At 53.3% G+C, this 19391-nt stretch carries 13 protein-coding genes and 1 other annotated feature; of the genes, 5 read left to right on the forward strand and 8 right to left on the reverse strand.

All coding sequences use genetic code 11. The features are described from left to right. Positions 1-50 precede the first annotated feature (50 nt). The 8 genes from PGX44_RS03255 to htpG all read right to left on the reverse strand — a co-directional run bounded on the left by PGX44_RS03255 (position 51) and on the right by htpG (position 12169). Positions 51-1079, reverse strand: a complete 1029-nt coding sequence (locus tag PGX44_RS03255) for an alpha-hydroxy-acid oxidizing protein (protein WP_498854238.1) — start codon at positions 1077-1079, stop codon at positions 51-53. A gap of 128 nt (positions 1080-1207) precedes the next feature. Continuing rightward, positions 1208-1369 (reverse strand): rubredoxin, encoded by a 162-nt coding sequence (locus tag PGX44_RS03260; protein ID WP_186502020.1) that lies wholly within the window; start codon positions 1367-1369, stop codon positions 1208-1210. A 128-nt stretch (positions 1370-1497) separates the two neighbouring features. Further along, positions 1498-2142, reverse strand: a complete 645-nt coding sequence (locus PGX44_RS03265) for a DUF3298 and DUF4163 domain-containing protein (protein WP_498854239.1) — start codon at positions 2140-2142, stop codon at positions 1498-1500. 37 nt (positions 2143-2179) lie between these two features. Continuing rightward, complete coding sequence (gene uvrC, locus PGX44_RS03270) at positions 2180-4009, reverse strand: excinuclease ABC subunit UvrC (protein WP_498854240.1); 1830 nt, start codon at positions 4007-4009, stop codon at positions 2180-2182. A gap of 9 nt (positions 4010-4018) precedes the next feature. After that, positions 4019-6883 carry an excinuclease ABC subunit UvrA gene (uvrA, locus tag PGX44_RS03275; RefSeq protein ID WP_498854241.1) on the reverse strand — a complete coding sequence of 955 codons (2865 nt, stop codon included), beginning with the start codon at positions 6881-6883 and terminating at the stop codon, positions 4019-4021. A gap of 7 nt (positions 6884-6890) precedes the next feature. Continuing rightward, positions 6891-9146: an excinuclease ABC subunit UvrB gene (uvrB, locus tag PGX44_RS03280; protein WP_498854242.1), complete on the reverse strand. Its 2256-nt coding sequence runs from the start codon at positions 9144-9146 to the stop codon at positions 6891-6893. 119 nt (positions 9147-9265) lie between these two features. After that, the gene (locus PGX44_RS03285; protein WP_498854243.1) at positions 9266-10048 is read right to left on the reverse strand and encodes a tRNA threonylcarbamoyladenosine dehydratase; all 783 of its coding nucleotides are present in this window, start codon (positions 10046-10048) and stop codon (positions 9266-9268) included. A 165-nt stretch (positions 10049-10213) separates the two neighbouring features. Beyond that, positions 10214-12169 (reverse strand): molecular chaperone HtpG, encoded by a 1956-nt coding sequence (gene htpG / locus PGX44_RS03290; protein WP_498854244.1) that lies wholly within the window; start codon positions 12167-12169, stop codon positions 10214-10216. A gap of 358 nt (positions 12170-12527) precedes the next feature. Here htpG and PGX44_RS03295 point away from each other — a divergent pair, with 358 nt between their 5' ends. The 5 genes from PGX44_RS03295 to ilvD all read left to right on the forward strand — a co-directional run bounded on the left by PGX44_RS03295 (position 12528) and on the right by ilvD (position 19209). After that, positions 12528-13769, forward strand: a complete 1242-nt coding sequence (locus PGX44_RS03295) for an ATP-binding protein (protein WP_498854245.1) — start codon at positions 12528-12530, stop codon at positions 13767-13769. Positions 13770-13901: 132 nt separating this feature from the next. Further along, positions 13902-14143 (forward strand) — a binding site (T-box leader). A gap of 88 nt (positions 14144-14231) precedes the next feature. Then, positions 14232-15242 (forward strand): ketol-acid reductoisomerase, encoded by a 1011-nt coding sequence (gene ilvC / locus PGX44_RS03300; protein WP_498854246.1) that lies wholly within the window; start codon positions 14232-14234, stop codon positions 15240-15242. A 96-nt stretch (positions 15243-15338) separates the two neighbouring features. Beyond that, the gene (gene ilvB, locus PGX44_RS03305; protein WP_498854247.1) at positions 15339-17033 is read left to right on the forward strand and encodes a biosynthetic-type acetolactate synthase large subunit; all 1695 of its coding nucleotides are present in this window, start codon (positions 15339-15341) and stop codon (positions 17031-17033) included. Continuing rightward, a complete protein-coding gene (gene ilvN / locus PGX44_RS03310) occupies positions 17033-17536 on the forward strand; it encodes an acetolactate synthase small subunit (protein WP_498854248.1) in 504 nt (167 codons plus the stop codon). Before ilvB ends, ilvN begins: the two co-directional genes overlap by 1 nt. Positions 17537-17556: 20 nt before the next feature. Beyond that, complete coding sequence (gene ilvD / locus PGX44_RS03315; RefSeq protein WP_498854249.1) at positions 17557-19209, forward strand: dihydroxy-acid dehydratase; 1653 nt, start codon at positions 17557-17559, stop codon at positions 19207-19209. The last annotated feature ends 182 nt before the right edge of the window (positions 19210-19391 follow it).

Here is a 19391-nt window from a genome sequence, read left to right on the forward strand (position 1 = left end):
AAACGCTGTCTCTCCACAGAGGCAGCGTTTTTCGTATAGCATAGGATTTCTTACAGTTTTTTGAGGACGTTGCTATTGACACAGTCCAAGCGTTTCGTACCGGTAATCATCATGGCATCGCTTAATTCCTGGCGCAGTGTGTCCAGAAGAAGCTTAACACCTTCTGCGCCGCCACCAATAGCCGCGACAGCAGCAGGGCGGCCAATGAAAACGGCATCGGCACCGAGAGCCAGCATTTTCAGAACATCTTCACCGTGACGGACACCGCCATCGACAAAGATGGTCAGGCGGCCTTTGACGGCAGCAGCAATTTCCGGCAATACATCTGCCGTACCGGCCATACCGTCGAGAATACGGCCGCCGTGATTGCTGACGACAATCCCCTGTGCGCCCGCATCAGCACAGGCAACCGCTTCTTCTGCCGACATAATGCCTTTGACGATAAAGGGAATATTGACCGAAGCAGCGATCTTGTGAATGCTGGCAGCACTCTTAGGACCAACGGGCTGGCCAAAGATACGCATATTGATCAGCGTGGCCGCATCAATATCGGATGCTACAGCCGGTACGCCGGAACTTTCAGCGAGCTTTGCCTTTTCAATGATCTTGTCGTCTTCCCGCGGTTTGATCGTCGGGATGACATACCCCGGACGTTTCTTGCACGATTCAATCCCCGATGCGTACATGTACGCAGCACCGCTGTCGCCCGTAAAGGCCAATGTGCCTGCGTCCATAGCACCCTGCGTAACAGCTTCATCATAAGCCTGTTCGACCTCTGCCGGATCCCCTTCGACCTTGGCATTGAGGACAATCCCGCCCACCGGTGCGATGAGCACAGGCATGCTCAGTTTCTTACCTAAGATGACGCAGGACGTATCCGGTTCTTCTACTCCTGCCATGCTGCGCATAATCAGGCCATATTCCTTCAGCGCTTCCACGTTGCGCATAAAAGAACGGGCCGTGCGTAAGCCGCCAAAACCGGGAATCATGCCAATGCAGGCTTTGCCGTTACATTCGGGACAGACGTGACAGCCTTTCATTTTAGCGCGCGCGTTTTCATAAACCTCTCTTAAATCCATACCATACAGCCTCCCTTAATTTTTTTATACTCACTGCAGGCTGCACGTATGCCTAAAGGGTCAGGCACCCGTACAAAAAACCTCCCGTGTGGGTATTATCTCACAACGGGAGGTTTCTCTGTCTGCAATTAGTCCATCTTTACGAAGGCATCTTTGCCTGCGCCACAGGTCGGACAAACCCAGTCTTCCGGCAAAGCATCAAATTTTGTGCCTGCTGCTACACCCGTATCAGCATCGCCTTCAGCTTCATCATAAATATAACCGCAGATAGTGCATTCGTATTTGTCCATGGGAAAGACCTCCAATTTGTAAAAGTAGTTATTCCTTATCTGTTTTCATCATATCATGGACATCTCAATTTTGCAACACCTAGAGAGTAAATAATTAATAAATATTTTCTTCTAATATGATGTTTTTGTTATTTAGCATCCTTCATCATGTCCAAATCGACGATTCCTGTAGAATACGGAGCTACTTCGTAAAGGCCAAAGATGAAATGAATGCCCCGGTTTTTATCGAGGTAGAAATTTTTTGGCAATTCCGTCAGACCTGTAAAGTACCCGGATAAGTGGTATTTACTGAGCAAGAGAGCCCGGTTGATATTTTTCAGCGTGAACGCCTTAGCGTCTTCCGGTTTGACCAGGTCCTGCCAGTTCAGGACATCACCGGTAGCCAGGTCAAAGGTAACGCCAGTCTTCCAATAGGTCGGATGGGCTTCTTTTTCGAAACGGATATGCCCCGTTTCGACGAGGGACAAGTAGGTCCCGTCGTTGAGGGTGACCTCGTAGGACTTATCTTCGCTCATGACGCTGCCATTGCCCTGCTGCTTATCGAAGAAGGCCTTCGTCGAAGCGGCTTCCTTGGCAAAGTACGCATTGATCTTCTGGGCTGCTGCAGGATTAGTGCTGATCGTAATGTCCGGCAGCTGCAGTGTCAGCCGGCTGCCGTCAGCCTGCGTATAGACACTGGCCGGTGCCGTGCCGACGACGGCCGGTTCCGCAGCATAGGACAAAGAGCCTGCCAGCATAGCGGCGCAGACCAGAGTCAGTATTTTATGTTTCATCGTAGTTCCTCCTTCGTGCCGGGTCCTGTATACCCGGTCAGACCAATTGTGTTTTCTTGCGTTTTTCATCCGTTCCTAAGCGGAAAAAGTAATAGACGTTTTCCGCCGCCTGGCGGGTCATACCCGGTACAGCTGCCAGTTCTTCGATACTTGCCTGCTTCATGTCATCGAGCGTCTTGAAATGCTGCCACAGAGCCTTGCGGCGTGCCGGGCCAATGCCTTCAACGTGATCGAGAATAGAAACGAGGCTGCGCTTGCCGCGCAGATGGCGGTGATACGTAATGGCAAAACGGTGTGCTTCATCGCGGATTGCCTGCAAGAGCTGCAACTCCGGCGTGTGATGGCTGAGAATAATCGAATCGCTCCGTCCTTCGACAAAAACCTCTTCAATCCTCTTGGCCAGACTGATGACCGGTGCTTCGCAGCCGGCCTGGCGGATAACGGGCAAGGCTGCGTGGAGTTGCCCCTTGCCGCCATCGATGACGATCAGGTCCGGTACAGGCCATTCTTTCTCATTATAACGCCGTTCCATAATTTCCGCCATAGATTTGAAGTCGTCCGGCTTACCTTGTACGGTTTTTAATTTAAAACGCCGGTATTCCTTACGGGCAGGCTGGCCATTTTCAAAGACCACCATGGAGGCTACCGTTTCGATCCCCTGGGTATGGGAAATATCAAAGCATTCCATTCGTTCCGGCAGACAGGGCAGGTCGAGCACCTGCGCCAGGGCCTGGACGGCACCGCTCGTCTTTTCCCGGTCATGCTGCCACTGGAGACGCCGCTGTTCCAGGAGAACGCGGGCATTTTCTTCAGCCATGGCGAGGAGTTTCTTTTTGATTCCACGCTGGGGTACGATGATTGTTACCTGCTGGCCTTTGAGCTGGCTCAGGCGCCGTTCACAGTCTTCCTGTTCTGCTACAGCGGCGACGACAATTTCCTTAGGAATAAACGTATCTGCCGTATAATACTGGTCGATGATCGCTTCGATCATGACGGCCGGCGTTGCGTCGTCGCTGTTTTCCAGACTGAACGTTTCCCGGCCCATGACCTTGCCGTTGCGGATGGTATAGACTTGAACGCACGTCTGGCCGGCATCACTGGCAAGGCCCAGGACGTCCATGTCGCCGCCTTGGGTAACGATGTTCTGCTGGGCCTGAATAACCTTGATGGCTTCGATGCGGTCCCGGCACAGGGCTGCTTTTTCAAATTCCAGGTTTTCTGCACACCTTTCCATCTGTTCCTGCAATTCCCGTACGAGCGTCGTGTCGCGTCCCTCCAGGACATCGAGACCGCGCTGGACCAGGGCCTGGTAGTCAGCCTTGGTAATGTAATGGACGCACGGAGCATCGCAGTGCCCCAAGTGGTACTGTAAACACGGGCGCGTCGCCTTCAAGGTGCGGCACGTACGGATATGAAAGGCCTGCTGCAGGAGCTTCAGGACGTAGTGGACAGCCATAGCGTCGGCAAAGGGACCAAAGTAGCGGGCGCCGTCACGCAGGACGCGGCGGGTCATGGTAATGCGCGGGTAATCCTCCTGGATGGTGACCTTGATGTAGGGATAGGTCTTATCGTCGCGGAGCATGATGTTATAGTGGGGATGATACTTCTTGATGAGCGTATTTTCCAGGATCAGCGCTTCCATTTCGTTGGCTACGACGATGGTTTCCAAATCGACAGCGTGGCTCATCATGGCCGCTACCTTGACGGCGCGGTTGCTATCCTTACGGACGTAGCTCTTAACGCGGTTGCGCAGGTTAACGGCCTTGCCGACGTAAATGATACGTCCCTGTTCATTTTTCCAGAGATAAACGCCGGGCTGGGTCGTGAGATTATTTACTTTTTCCAATACTGCTTCTGATAATGCCATGATTTCTTCCTATTCATTCGTGTGTTGTTCTCGTTGTTCCATAAGCTGCCGTGTCCGTTTGAGAACCGGTGCGAGGAACTTGCCTGTGTATGACGCCGGCACAGCGCAGATTTCTTCCGGCGTACCCGTCGCGACGACTGTACCACCACCGTCGCCCCCTTCAGGGCCGAGATCGATGAGGTGATCGGCCACCTTGATGACGTCCAGGTTGTGTTCGATAACGATGACCGTATCGCCGCCATCGACGAGAAGCTGCAGGACGTCCATAAGCTTATGGATATCGGCCGTATGCAATCCCGTCGTCGGTTCATCGAGAATATATAACGTACGGCCTGTACTGCGCTTTGAAAGCTCAGTAGCCAGCTTGACACGCTGGGCTTCACCGCCGGAGAGGGTCGTTGCCGGCTGGCCCAGATGGATGTAGCCCAGGCCGACCTGCTGCAGTGTCTTCAGTTTATTCAAAATACGGGGAATGTGGGCGAAAAACTCACACGCGTCATCGACGGTCATGTTGAGGACGTCGGAAATATTTTTGCCCTTGTATTTGACTTCCAGCGTTTCCCTGTCGTAGCGCGTACCGTGACAAACCTCACAGGGTACGTACACATCGGGCAGGAAATTCATTTCAATGCGGATAATGCCATCGCCGTGGCAGGCCTCGCAGCGGCCGCCTTTAATATTAAAGCTAAAGCGGCCGGCCTTATAGCCGCGCACCTTCGCTTCGGCCGTCTGGCTGAAAAGCTGGCGGATAAAATCAAAGACCCCCGTATAGGTTGCCGGATTGGAACGCGGTGTCCGGCCAATTGGCGACTGGTCAATGTTGATGATCTTATCGATGTGCTCTGTGCCACGCAGTTCCTTGAATTTTCCCGGCCGGTGCGGCGTATGGTACACCGCTTCGGCCAGTCCTTTATAGAGAATTTCATTCACCAGGGTTGACTTGCCGGAACCGGAAACGCCCGTGACAACAGTAAGGGTACCTAAGGGAAAGGCTACATCGATATTCTTCAGGTTGTGTTCGGCTGCACCGATGACTTCCAGTGTATTGCCGTTCCCGTGGCGCCGTTCCTCCGGCAAGGGAATGAATTTTGTACCTTTCAGGTATTGACCGGTCAGCGATTCCGGGCAGGCCATAATGTCTTTTACCGTCCCCTGCGCCACGATCTGGCCGCCGTGTTCCCCTGCTGCCGGACCGATATCGAGGATATAGTCTGTTGCCCGCATGGTGTCCTCATCGTGTTCAACGACGATGAGCGTATTGCCCAGATCACGCAGGTGACGCAGGGCATCAAGGAGCTTGTCATTATCGCGCTGATGCAGGCCAATAGACGGTTCGTCCAGAATATAAAGGACGCCTACGAGGCCGGAACCGATCTGTGTCGCCAGGCGGATACGCTGGGCTTCGCCACCGGAAAGAGTGCCGGCCGTACGCGACATGGTAAGATATTCCAGGCCGACAGTACGCAGAAAGTCGAGGCGGGCCCGGATTTCCTTCAGAATCTGTTTGGCTATGAGGGCCTGCCGCTGCGTCAGCTCCACCTTGGCAAAGAACGCGATCATATCACTGACAGAAAGGTCCGTCAGCTCGTGGATGTTGAGACCGCCGATCTTGATAGCCAGCGCTTCTGGCCGCAAACGGGCACCGTGGCAGGCCGTACAGGGTTTGACGGACATGAACTGGCCGAACTGGTCGCGCATCATATCCGACGATGCTTCCTGATAGCGGCGCCGCACCATAGGCAGGACGCCTTCAAAGGGTGTCGTAAAGGTCTTAACTTCACCACGCAGGTTTTCGTATTCAAAGACACAGTCTTCAGCTGTGCCGTGCAAAATCTTATCCTGCAGTTCCACAGGCAGTTCGTCGAAGCAATTATCCACCGTAAAGCCATAGCGCTTCAAGAGGCCGCCGAGCTGGCGCATGAACCATGAATCACGGTTATTGCTGAGGGCCGCCACACAGCCATCGGCAAAGGAAATGCTGCCATCCGGCAGACACAGGTGCGGATCTACTTCCATTGTGCTGCCAATGCCGGAGCAGGCCGGGCAGGCGCCAAAGGGGCTGTTGAAGGAAAAGAGATGCGGTTCGATTTCCGGCAGGCTGATGTGGCAGTCCGGGCAGGCAAAGTGCTGGCTAAAGGTGAGTACTTCATCCGTCTTCAGGCGCAGGATATGGACGATGCCTTCGCTCAGCTTGGCTGCCGTTTCCAGGGAGTCTGTCAAGCGCATGAGGATACTGTCCTTAATGACCAGGCGGTCGATGATGACTTCGATGGTATGCTTCTTATTCTTTTCCATGGGAATGTCGTCGGACAGGAGATAGACCTCTCCGTCGACGCGGACGCGCACGTAGCCGTCCTTGACCAGGCGGGCCAGGAGCTTTTGGTGCGTCCCCTTGCGCCCGTCGACGACAGGCGCCATGATCATGACCTTTTCCCCTTCACCTAAGGCCAGAACTGAATCGGCCATCTGCTGAATCGTCTGCTGGCGGATGGGCTTGCCGCAGTGCGGGCAAAAGGCTTCACCGGCCCGGGCATAGAGCAAGCGCAAGTAATCGTAGATTTCTGTGACCGTACCGACAGTAGAACGGGGATTGCGGCTCGTCGTCTTCTGGTCAATAGAAATGGCCGGTGACAAGCCTTCAATATAATCAACGTCCGGCTTATCCATCTGCCCCAAGAATTGGCGGGCATAGGCCGAGAGGGATTCTACATAGCGCCGCTGGCCTTCAGCGTAAATCGTGTCAAAGGCCAGGGACGATTTACCCGATCCGGAAAGGCCTGTAAAGACGACAAGCTTATCCCGGGGAATGCGGACATCAATGTTTTTCAGGTTGTGCTGACGTGCACCTTTTATGACAATATACGGATCTTCCATACCTTATCTATTTTTTACTCCTTTTCGTAGTTGCAGTAGTACCAGCTTTGGTTTTCGTCGTACGGCCTTTTGCTGTACGGCCGCTGCTCTTCTTAGCCGGCTTGGCTGGCTTTGCTTCTTTTTTGTCCATACCCGTGTTGGCAGTATTTCTGTGCGCTTTGCGGTCCGGCCGCCGTACAGTGCGGACATAGCGGGACGACGGCATATCGCCACCGGCCAGTTCCTTAGGCAGGGTGTCATCGTGACTAATATCAGAGAGCTGCTGGCGCAGCGTCCCCAAGCGGTCGCGTAGGGCAGCCGCCTTTTCAAATTCCAAATTCTTTGCGGCCTGCTTCATTTGCTGGGTTACGGACTGGATAACCTTGTGCAGGGCTTCCCGCGTGAGGGGTGCCTCTTTCCCGTTATAAGACGCCTGATCTTCAGAGACCTTGGTCAGTTCGATCAAATCGACGACATCCTTTTTAACAGATTTTGGCGTTATATGATGCTTTTTATTATAGGCATCCTGGACTTCCCGGCGCCGTTTCGTTTCGTCTATAGCACGGGCCATAGAATCTGTAATGCGGTCGGCATACATGATGACCTGGCCATTCACATTACGGGCAGCCCGGCCCATGGTCTGAATGAGAGCCGTATCGGAACGGAGAAAGCCTTCCTTGTCGGCATCGAGAATGGCCACCAGGGAAACTTCCGGCATATCCAAACCTTCCCGCAGGAGGTTGATGCCGACGAGGACGTCAAAGACGCCGGCCCGCAGATCCCGGATAATTTCGGCCCGTTCAATCGTCGCAATATCTGAATGGAGATAGCGCACGAGGATGCCCATTTCCTTCAGATAGTCCGTCAGGTCTTCAGCCATTTTCTTGGTCAGCGTCGTCACCAGAACCCGTTCGTGCCGTTCCATGCGCAGGCGGATTTCTCCCAGGAGGTCGTCCATCTGGCCGGCAATAGGCCGCACTTCGACGGCCGGATCCAAGAGTCCTGTAGGCCTGATGATCTGCTGGGCCAGGTTCGTTTGGACGCTCATTTCATAGTCGCCAGGCGTAGCACTGACGTAGATGATTTGATTGATCCGTTCTGTAAATTCATCGAACGTTAAGGGACGGTTGTCCAGGGCCGATGGCAAACGGAAGCCGTATTCGATGAGGTTTTGCTTACGCGACCGGTCGCCGGCGTACATGGCCCGCAGCTGGGGCAGGGTCACATGCGATTCGTCGACCATGATCAGGAAATCATCAGGGAAATAGTCTAGGAGCGTATACGGTGCCTGGCCGGGCTTGCGGCCGGCCAGATGGCGGGAATAGTTTTCGATGCCTGAGCAATAGCCCATTTCTTCCATCATTTCAATATCATAGCGTGTGCGCTGTTCCAAGCGCTGTGCTTCTAAGAGATGGCCGCCTTCCTTAAGTTCTGCCAATCGTTCATCCAGTTCCTTCTGGATCGTACCGATAGCCCGCTCCAGCTTGTCCTTGGTCGTTACATAATGGCTGGCCGGATAAATGGCCACATGCTTGCGCTCAGCCACGATTTCACCCGTAAGGACATCGACTTCCGTCAGCCTGTCAATTTCATCGCCGAACATTTCAATGCGGATGATGGAATTGTCAAAGGCTGCCGGGAATACTTCGATGGTATCACCGTGAACGCGGAAGGTACCGCGCGTAAGGTCCAGGTCATTGCGCGAATACTGGATGTCTACGAGCTTGCGCAGGATTTCGCTTTGCGGCTTTTCCTGGCCCAGGCGCAGGGATACGACGAGCTCGCTATAATCTTCCGGGTCGCCTAAGCCGTAAATACACGACACGGAGGCGACGATGATGACATCGCGCCGTTCAAAAAGACTCATCGTCGCCGAGTGGCGCAGCTTATCGATTTCATCGTTGATCGATGCGTCCTTTTCGATATATGTATCCGTCGATGCAATGTATGCTTCAGGCTGATAAAAATCGTAATAGCTGACAAAATAGGCAACTTCGTTGTCGGGAAAGAAGGCCTTGAATTCGCTGCACAGCTGGGCTGCCAGCGTTTTATTATGTGCAATGACCAAGGTCGGCTTTTGGACAGCCTCGATGACCTTAGCCATGGTAAAGGTCTTGCCTGTCCCCGTAGCCCCCAAAAGGACCTGGGTCCATTGGCCGGAACGGACACCATCGGCCAGGGATTGGATGGCCTCAGGCTGATCCCCCATCGGTTCATAGGGGGCTACAACATGAAAAGGCGTAGACGTATGATAATCTTTATTTAAGTGCGATTGTATATCCATGAGCAGTCCTCTTTTTTACAATAAAGAATTATTTTCCGTTTCTTTAGTATAGCACATGTGCGAACATATGTATATGTATATAAAAATCCCAGTCTCAACGAGACTGGGATAGGAGCACCTTATACAGATGGCACAGCAGCCGTATCATCCTTGATCTGACCGGCGACCAGGTCGTTGACGACCGTGCCGGCAATGATCAGGCCCGCAACGGAAGGTACGAAGGAAATGCTGCCCGGTACGGCACGACGGAAATCGCAGCTGTGCGAGCTGCCCGGCGGGCAAATGCAGTTCTTGCCGCAGCCGTTTTGCTTCCGTTTCAGGGGCTGTTCCTGCGAATAGACGACCTTAAGGGCCTTGACGCCCCGTTTTTTCAATTCCCGGCGCATGACCTTCGCTAAGGGATCGACACTGGTTTTATAGATATCTGTTACTTCAAAGCGCGTCGGGTCCAGCTTGTTGCCGGCCCCCATACAGCTGATAATGGGAATCTGCCGTTTCTGTGCTTCTTCAGCCAGGCTCAGTTTGCCGCTCACCGTATCGATGGCGTCTACAATATAATCATAATGACCGGTAAAGAAATGGTCTGCCACATCGGGCATATAAAAATCCTCTATACAATCAACCGTTGCCTGCGGATTGATATCCAGGATCCGCTGCTTCATCATTTCTGTTTTTTTCTTGCCTACGGTCTTGCTCGTGGCATGGATTTGACGGTTAATATTCGTCAGGCATACAAGGTCATTATCGACAAGAACTAAATGGCCTACACCGGACCGGGCCAGACCTTCGGCTGCATACGAGCCGACACCGCCAACGCCAAAAATAATGACCGTGCTATTTGCCAAGGTCTGCATGGCTGCCTGGCCTAAGAGCAGCTCCGTTCTGGAAAATCTTCCCAACATAATTTTATATTCCTCTCTTTTTAAATTCTGAATGGTATTATAGCACACTCTTTTTCTAGTATCTAGTTCTACTGCAGGCAGATACATATGACTTTAGCGCATATTATAGGTAAAAAAGACAGGTGCTATGTATTAATCGCACCTGTCTTTCATAATTATACAATATTAACGGGCCATCATCTGGGCTACTTTCTGGGCAAAGGCCGCCGGATCATCCGGCAAAATGCCTTCCAAGAGGAGTGCCTGATCGTAGAGGAGCTGGCAGTAATCCTGGAAGCCCTGGGAGTCCTTACCGCCTTCGTGCAAGGTCTGCAAGCGGTTAAAGAGATCGTGATGCGGGTTGATTTCCAGGATCCGGCGAGCCTTGAGAAGCGGATTATCCGCTGCTGCAAAGGCCTGTTCCATAGCGATAGACGGGCCGGCAGCATCTGCGACGAGGCAGACTGCACCGGATTTGAGACGGTTCGAAAGGCGTACATCGGCTACTTTGTCGCCAAGGTAATCCTTGATATCTTTTAAGAGGCCTTCGTTGTCTTTTGCCAAATCTTCGGCTTTCTTCTTTTCTTCCTTATATTCATCATCGTCCAGGTCGAGGTCACCCTGGCTGACGGAATGGAATTTTTTGCCTTCATATTCGCCAATGGCCTGTACGGCAAATTCATCAACCGGATCGAGCATGTAGAGGACTTCCAGGTCACGATCGCGCAGGAGTTCCATCTGCGGCATAGCGTCAATAGCGGCGCGGTCTTTGCCGGTAGCGAAGTAAATCTTCTGCTGTCCTTCCTTCATGCGGCCGACATATTCCTTCAGCGTGCACAGCTTGCCGTCCTTAGAGCTCATGAAGAGAAGCAAGTCTTTCAGCTTATCCACATTATTTTCACCGGTCATCATGCCGCTGTAAATGCCAATTTTCAGGGACTTGCCATATTCAGCCCAGAATTTTTCGTATTTTTCACGGTCTTTATCGAGGTCCCGTGCCAGGGTCTTTAAGATATTCTTTTCCAGGTTGCGGCCAATGAGCTTCAGTTCGCGGCTCTGTTGCAAGAGTTCACGGGAAATGTTAAGGGACAAATCCGGCGAATCGACGAGGCCTTTGACGAAGCGCAGGTAATCCGGCAGAAGATCCTTGCATTTATCCATGATGAAGACATGGCGGCTGTAGAGCTGCAGGCCTGCTTCATAGTCCGTATAATACAGATTAAATGGAGCCCGGCCAGGAATGAAGAGGAGTGCCGTATATTCGACGGCCCCTTCGGCTTTCGTATGGAAGATTTCCATCGGGTCTTCCCATTCGAAGAACTGGTGCTGGAAAAATTCCTTGTATTCTTCCGGTTTGATGTCCGACTTATTGCGTGTCCACAGGGGCTGCATGGAGTTGAGTGTCCGCGTTTCTACGTGTTCTTCTTCCGGCGCATCTTCAATGACCTTGCCATCAGCATCCTTTGGTTTTTCTTTTACCGTGTAATCCATGGTGATCGGATAACGGATGTAGTCGGAATACTGTTTGACCAGGCCGGAAATCTTATCGCGGTCCGTGTAATTTTCTTCCTTGTCGCTGCCATAGAAGTCACTGCCCAGATGCAGGATGATGGACGTACCATGTTTCGGTTTTTCACATTCGTCCAGCGTGTACTGGCCATCGCCTGTAGATTCCCACTTGTAGGCCTGGCTTTCACCAGCCTTACGGGTAACGACCGTCACGGAGTCGGCGACCATGAAGGCTGAATAAAAACCAACACCAAATTGGCCAATCATATCCTTATCAGTGACTTCGCTATTCGCTTCCTGGGCTTCTTTCAACTTTTCCAAGAAGGCCTTGGTACCGGATTTGGCAATCGTACCGAGATTCTGGATCAGGTCGTCACGGTTCATGCCCAGGCCATTATCGGAAATAGTCAGGGTATGTGCGTCTGCATCCGGCGTGATATGGATTTCAAAGCCCGTATCACCTTCGAGCAAATCGCGGTTCGTCAGCGATTCATAGTGTAATTTATCAATCGCATCGGAGGCATTGGAAATCAGTTCCCGCAGGAAAATTTCATGATTCGTATAAATGGAATGGACCATCAGGTCCAACAGCTGTTTCGTTTCCGCTTGGAATTCAAAAGTTTCTTTCGCCATGATCTATAAGCTCCTTTTTTAAAGCCCATCAGTGCGGCTTTTGTATTAGTCCTGTTAGCACTCTACTATTTAGAGTGCTAACGCTCTTTCTTTATCATACAGCAAAAAGTCAAAGTGTCAAGAGAGGAGGCCGGATATTTCCGCTCTGACCGCTCCATAGTGGCTATTTTCTCCATACACGCGAATTGTATCGTCCACCTTTAAAGGACAGAAAGAGAGACTGCTTCAGACAAAACCATCAAAATTTTTATGCGCTTTATATGTGTTTTTATTTATCATTGACGACCTTTCGCAGTCCGTAGTATACTAAGCCCCAAATCCGGACAGCCTTGTCCGTTTGCCAAAAGGAGCTGATTTTATGAACGGAAGTCTGCAGGGACTTATCGTCTGTCGTCATTTTTTGGAGGATCCGGTTCTAGGGTCCATAGCCGCCCTGGAAGCCGGTCCTCCAGCACCAGGTGCCAAACAGCACATTGCCGCCACACTGATTGAACGGGCCGAAAAGCTGGGTCTGAAAGGAAATCTGCTCAGCAGTTATATCCTCTATCTCCTAGCCGACGGCCAAATGGAAGGCGCCGCCGCGATTGAACGGGCTGGCCGGGCCGGTGCCGGTCTCATAGCAGGTATGGCGATCGACATGGCCATTCTCTGGCCCTACCTGACGCAGCCCGCATCGGCCTTCCTGGACCTAGCCCTGCTCGATGTATATGAGCCTTCCCTGCCCCGGACCTACGACCACGTAGAAGCGCTTACAGCTACGCTCAAGAACTGTCCTGGTGCCACAGCAGCAGCCCAGGCCTTAGCGGCGCATTACGTCACCTACGGGCGCGGGCAGCTGGCCCGCTTTCAGGCCTTCCGTCTCGATGAGGCCGGTGCACTGCAAGGCATCCGGGACTTCCCGGACCTTTCCTGGGATGACCTCATCGGCTACGCAACGCAAAAAGAACGGCTGCTGGAAAATACACAGGCCTTCGTACAGGGCAGGCGCGCCAATAACGCACTCCTCACCGGTGCCAGGGGCACAGGCAAATCGACAGCCGTAAAGGCTCTGCTCTCACGCTACCAGCAGCAGGGCCTGCGCCTCATCCAGCTCGGGCTGCAACAGCTGCAATATCTGCCAGACCTCCTGGAAAAGCTCGCCTCCATCCGCAGCAAGCGCTTCATTCTCTTTCTGGATGATCTGTCCTTCGACGAAAATGAAAAGGAGTATAAATATGTAAAGTCTGCCATCGACGGCGGCGTCACACCGCAGCCTGACAACGTGCTCATTTACGCCACGTCCAACCGCCGTCACCTCTTAAAGGAAACGTGGGACGACAGGCATGATGAAATGAGCGAGGTCCATCGCGCTGATAGCGTCAATGAGTCCATTTCCCTTTCCGACCGCTTTGGTCTCATTCTCCACTATGCAGCACCCACACAGGACGAATACCTGGCCATTATCAAACATGAGCTGCAAAAAGCCGGCATCTGCCTCGACGGAGAAACATTGCGCCGGGAAGGCGTACGCTGGGAAATGGAACATTCCGGCAGAAACGGCCGCATTGCCCACCAATTCGTCACGGCCTATGTGGCGCAAAAGAGCCCACTCCATAAGTAAATCGGATAATCGTTTAACCGCTTTTTTTCTAAAAATTTCCCAAAAAGGTGTTGACAAGAGGCAAATCATTCTGTAAAATGCACTCAAGCTTTCCAAACAGGAGAAACAAATGTGTATAGGAAGGCGACATAGTAAAATCTGATGACGGGAAAGAGTACTTTGCCTTGATGCATGCAGAGAGCTGGCGGTTGGTGTGAGCCAGTTGCGGATGGCCGACGAAAATCATCCCTGAAGAGGAGTGCTGAAGTAAAACTAAGCACTGACGACTTTTCCACGTTATAGGAAACGCGTATGTTGGTACGTTGTAGAGAGCCTGCCAGTAGTAATACAGCAGGAATCAGGGTGGTATCGCGGAATATAACTCCGTCCCTATTTTTGGGGACGGAGTTTTTTTGTTGGCCTCTTTTGACAGCTCTAAATTCCAACGAGATAAATTATTTTATACTCAAGGAGAGATGGATTATGGCAAAAGTATTTTACGATCAAGATGTAAACTGGGATGTATTAAAGGGTAAGACAGTGGCTGTCGTCGGTTACGGCAGTCAGGGCCATGCTCATGCGCTGAATTTGAAGGATAACGGCATTGACGTCGTCGTCGGCCTCTACGCAGGCAGCCATTCCGTCGAAAAGGCACAGGCTGCCGGTCTTACTGTTAAAACCGTTGCTGATGCAGTCGCTGCTGCCGACGTGACTATGGTACTCATCCCGGACGAAAAACAGGCCGACGTATACAAGAGTGAAATCGAACCGAACCTCAAGCCCGGCAGCGCCCTGGCCTTTGCTCACGGCTTCAATATCCATTTCAAGCAGATCGTACCGCCTGCTAATGTAGACGTCTTCATGGTCGCTCCCAAGGGACCGGGCCACCTCGTACGCCGCACCTTCGTCGAAGGCGGTGGCGTGCCCGATGTCTTTGCTGTCGAACAGGACGCGACAGGCACGTGCTTTGATCTGGCTCTGGCCTATGCCCGTGGCATCGGCGGTACCCGGGCCGGCGTCATCCAGACTTCTTTCCAGGAAGAAACGGAAACAGACCTCTTCGGTGAACAGGCCGTGCTCTGCGGCGGTATCTGCCAGCTCATCACGAACGGCTTTGAAACACTGTGCGAAGCTGGCTACCAGCCGGAAATCGCTTATTTTGAAACGTTCCATGAAATGAAACTCATCGTCGACCTCATGTATGAAGGCGGCATGGCCAAGATGCGCAAATCCATCAGTGATACGGCTGAATACGGCGACTACACATCGGGCTCCCGCGTCGTTACGGCCGAATCAAAGAAAGCCATGAAGGAAGTTCTGGCCGACATCCAATCCGGGGCCTTTGCCAAGGACTGGCTCTTGGAAAACCGTGCCGGCGGTCGTGCTCATTTCCTGGCTATGCGCCGGCAGCACGCAGAACACCCCTTGGAAAAGGTAGGCGCTAAATTGCGTGACATGATGCCCTGGCTGCACGACGCCGATCAAAAGGATTAACCTATCAGGTCAAATCCTGTTTCCTACGGGAAGGGGTGCCCTGCCAAACACAGCGACGCCCCTTTTCCCTATTCGCACATGCACGAGGTGATACGATTGAAACTAACGGGTGCACAAGCAGTACTCGCCTGCCTGAAGCACGAAGGCGTAGACGTCGTCTTCGGCTATCCCGGCGGAGCGGTTCTCTCTCTCTACGACGAAGTATATAAAGAAAAATTTCCCCATATTCTGACGGGCCACGAACAAGGCGCCGTCCACGCTGCTGACGGCTATGCCCGGGCAACGGGCAAGCCCGGTGTCTGCTTTGCCACATCCGGTCCGGGCGTCTGCAACATGGTCACGGGCATTGCTACGGCCAATATGGACTCCATTCCCCTGGTCGTCATCAGCGGCCAGGTCGCAACACCGCTCATTGGCAGGGACTCCTTCCAGGAAGCGGATATTTCCGGTATCACCACGCCTATTACCAAGCACAACTACCTGGTCAAAGACGCCAGGGAGCTGCCGCGGGTCTTAAAAGAAGCTTTCTACATCGCTACGACAGGCCGGCCGGGCCCGGTCCTCGTGGATATTGCCAAGAACGTTTTCGACACGACCTTCGACTTTGCCTATCCTGATACGGTACATCTGCGGGGCTACCACGGTAACATTACTGGCAAGGAAGCCGATCTCGACCGGGCCGTCGCCGCCATTGAAGCGGCAGAAAAGCCGGTCATCCTCACGGGCGGCGGCATCATCCTGGCCGATATGGCGCCTACGCTGCAGCACATTGTAACCAACATGCACGTCCCGGTCGTGACGACCCTCATGGGTAAGGGTGCCGTACCGGATACGTACGACAGTCACCTGGGTATGGCCGGCATGCACGGCTCATATGCCGCTAACATGGCCATTACGGAATGCGACCTTCTCGTAGCCATTGGCACGCGCTTTGATGATCGCCTGACAGGGGACGTAGAAAACTTTGCCCCCAATGCAAAAATTGTCCACTTCGACATCGATAAAGTGGAAATCAACAAGATCGTCCACGCCGACATCAGTGTCAACGGCGACCTGCGCTGGTCCCTGCCCCGTCTCGACGAAAAGCTGGCTGCCCACGAAACACATTTGGCCGACCGCTACCGTGCCTGGCGGCAGCACGTGAACAGCCTAAACCAGGCCCACCCCTTCCGGACACGGGATCTCCCGTCAGCCGTTTCCCCACAGCGCCTCTTGGAGGAAATCGAAAAACAAACACCTGGCGACACGATTTATGTTACCGACGTAGGCCAGCACCAGATGTGGGCAGCCCAGTTCCTCTCGCTGAACAAGGCCCGGCATTTCCTCACGTCCGGCGGCTTGGGCACCATGGGCTACGGTCTGCCTGCGGCCATGGGTGCCAAGGTCGGCAAGCCGGAAGCCACCGTCGTCCTGGTCACAGGTGACGGCAGTATCCTCATGAACTGCCAGGAATTTACGACACTCTATAAATACGGCATCGACGTCAAGGTCGTCGTCCTGCACAATAACGTCCTCGGTATGGTCAACCAGTGGCAGCGCCTCTTCTACGACGGCCACTGTGCCGAATCGGTCATCCGCAACAACCCGGATCTGGCAGCCATTGCTACCTCCATGGGCGTACCCGGTAAGACCTTACACGAGCCTAAAGACCTGTCCCAGGCCATAGAAGACCTCTTTGCCACCCAGGGACCGGCCCTGCTCGATGTCTATATTCCAGAAGATGAAAATGTCTATCCCATGGTCCCCGGCGGCAAACGGCTGGACCAAATGGTCTTAGGAGGTGACGCCTAATGATGAAACAGCATATAGCCATTCTCTGCGACAACAAGCCTGGCGTCCTTACCCACGTAGCCGGCCTTATCAGCCGCAGGGCCATCAATATCGAATGCATCAACGCCGGCTATACGGAGGAAGCAGACGTAACGCGCATCAACATCGTCGTTTCCGTAGAAAACCGCTGGGACCTGGACCAGGCAGTCAACCAGCTGGCCAAACTCATCGACGTGATCAAGGTCGTCAACCTGGACGATGCCCCTTTCGTGAGCTACGAGCTGGCTATGATCAAGGTCCACTGCCCGACGCCACAGCTGCGGGGCGAGCTCACCAATATTGCCCAACTCTTCAATGCCAAGATCGTCGATGTACAGCCCCAGTCCCTGGTATTACGTCTCACGGGCCGGGAAGACCATATCGAAGCACTCTTGGAAATGCTCGGGGATTATAAAATTATCGAAATTGCCCGCACAGGCCAGATTGCTCTCTCCCGGGGCGTCGTGCCGGTAAAGGAAATGTAAGCAAAGAAAGGAATAATGACATGCATAGTGATATCGTAAAACAGGGCCTGACCCGTACGGCCCACCGCACCCTTTTCCACACCATGGGCTATAGTGACGAAGATTTGCAAAAGCCCTTGATCGGCGTCTGTAATGCCTTTAATGAAATCATCCCCGGCCACATCCATTTGCGGGACATTGCCGAAGCCGTCAAGCTCGGCGTCGCTGCCGCCGGTGGTACACCTATCGAGTTTCCTGCTATCGGCGTCTGCGACGGTATCGCCATGGGCCACCGCGGTATGAGCTTTTCCCTGTCGAGCCGTGAACTCATCTGCGACTCCATCGAAGCCGTCGCCACAGCCCATGCCTTTGACGGTCTCGTCCTCATCCCGAACTGTGATAAAATCGTGCCGGCCATGCTCATGGCCGCAGGCCGTCTCAATATTCCGACAGTCGTCGTCAGCGGCGGCCCCATGCTGGCCGGCCGTCATCAGGGCAAAGACATCAGCGTCAGTACCATGTTTGAAGCTGCCGGCAAAGTCGAAGCCGGCCAGATGAGCGAAGACGAAATGCACGCCATGGAATTCCAGGCCTGCCCGGGCTGCGGCTCTTGCGCCGGCCTCTTTACGGCCAACACAATGAACTGTATGACCGAAGTTCTTGGCATGGGCCTGCCCGGTAACGGCACCATTCCTGCTGCGTACACAGGTCTGCGCCGTATGCTTGCCAAAAAAGCCGGCCAGGTCGTTGTCGGCCTGGTACAGCGTGACGTCCGCCCGCGCGACATCATGACACGTGCGGCCTTTGAAAACGCCATCGCCGTCGATATGGCCATTGGCGGCTCTACCAATACGGCCCTGCACCTGCCAGCCATTGCCCACGAAGCTGGTGTCGATTTATCCCTCGACGCCTTCAACGAAATCAGCCGCAAGGCTGCCTATATCTGCAAGATGAGTCCGGGCGGCACGTATCATATGCAGGATCTCGACGAAGCCGGCGGCATTTGTGCCGTCATGAAAGAAATCAGCAAGCTCGGTCTTATCCATGCAGAGGCCCGGACCATTACCGGTACGATTGGCGAGCGCATCAAAGACGCGGTCATCCAAAATCACGACGTCATCCACGACATCGATCATGCATACATGCATAAAGGCGGCATTGCCGTCCTCAAGGGTAACCTGGCTCCCTTGGGCTCGGTCATTAAAGAAAGCGCCGTCGAGGCAGATCTCCTGGTCTATACAGGTACGGCCAAGTGCTACGATTCGGAAGAAGCAGCAATTGAAGCGATCATGAGTGGTGAAATCAAAGAAGGCCACGTTGTCGTCATCCGCTACGAAGGCCCCAAGGGCGGTCCGGGCATGCGGGAAATGCTCAATCCCACAGCCGTCATTACCGGCATGGGCCTCAAGGTAGCCCTGCTTACAGACGGCCGTTTCAGTGGTGCCAGCCGCGGCGCCTGCATCGGCCATATCTCGCCGGAAGCCATGGAAGGCGGTCCTCTGGCCCTGGTCCACGATGGCGATACGATTGCCATCGATATTCCCCAGCGTAAGCTCGAGCTTCTCGTTAGCGACGACGAGCTGGCCAGACGCAAGGCTGCGTGGCAGCAGCCTGAACCAAAAGTAAAGACAGGCTACTTATCACGCTATGCCCGCCTGGTTACTTCAGCCAATACGGGTGCTGTTATGAAATAACACAGACCTGACCAAAACGCCTCCGCCCCTGCTTATCGTGCAGGGCAGGAGGCGTTTTAATTCTTCCCATATAAAACATTTAATTATGAAGTGCATTATTACAATAGCACAAGAGGAAACCATTCTCATTTAGTTATAATACATACTCTTTTACATTCACATTCGCTATAAATAAACCATCA

It is taken from the genome of Caecibacter sp. AF58-12pH5A (assembly GCF_027681725.1).
In the GTDB taxonomy this organism is placed as follows: domain Bacteria; phylum Bacillota; class Negativicutes; order Veillonellales; family Megasphaeraceae; genus Megasphaera; species Megasphaera hominis.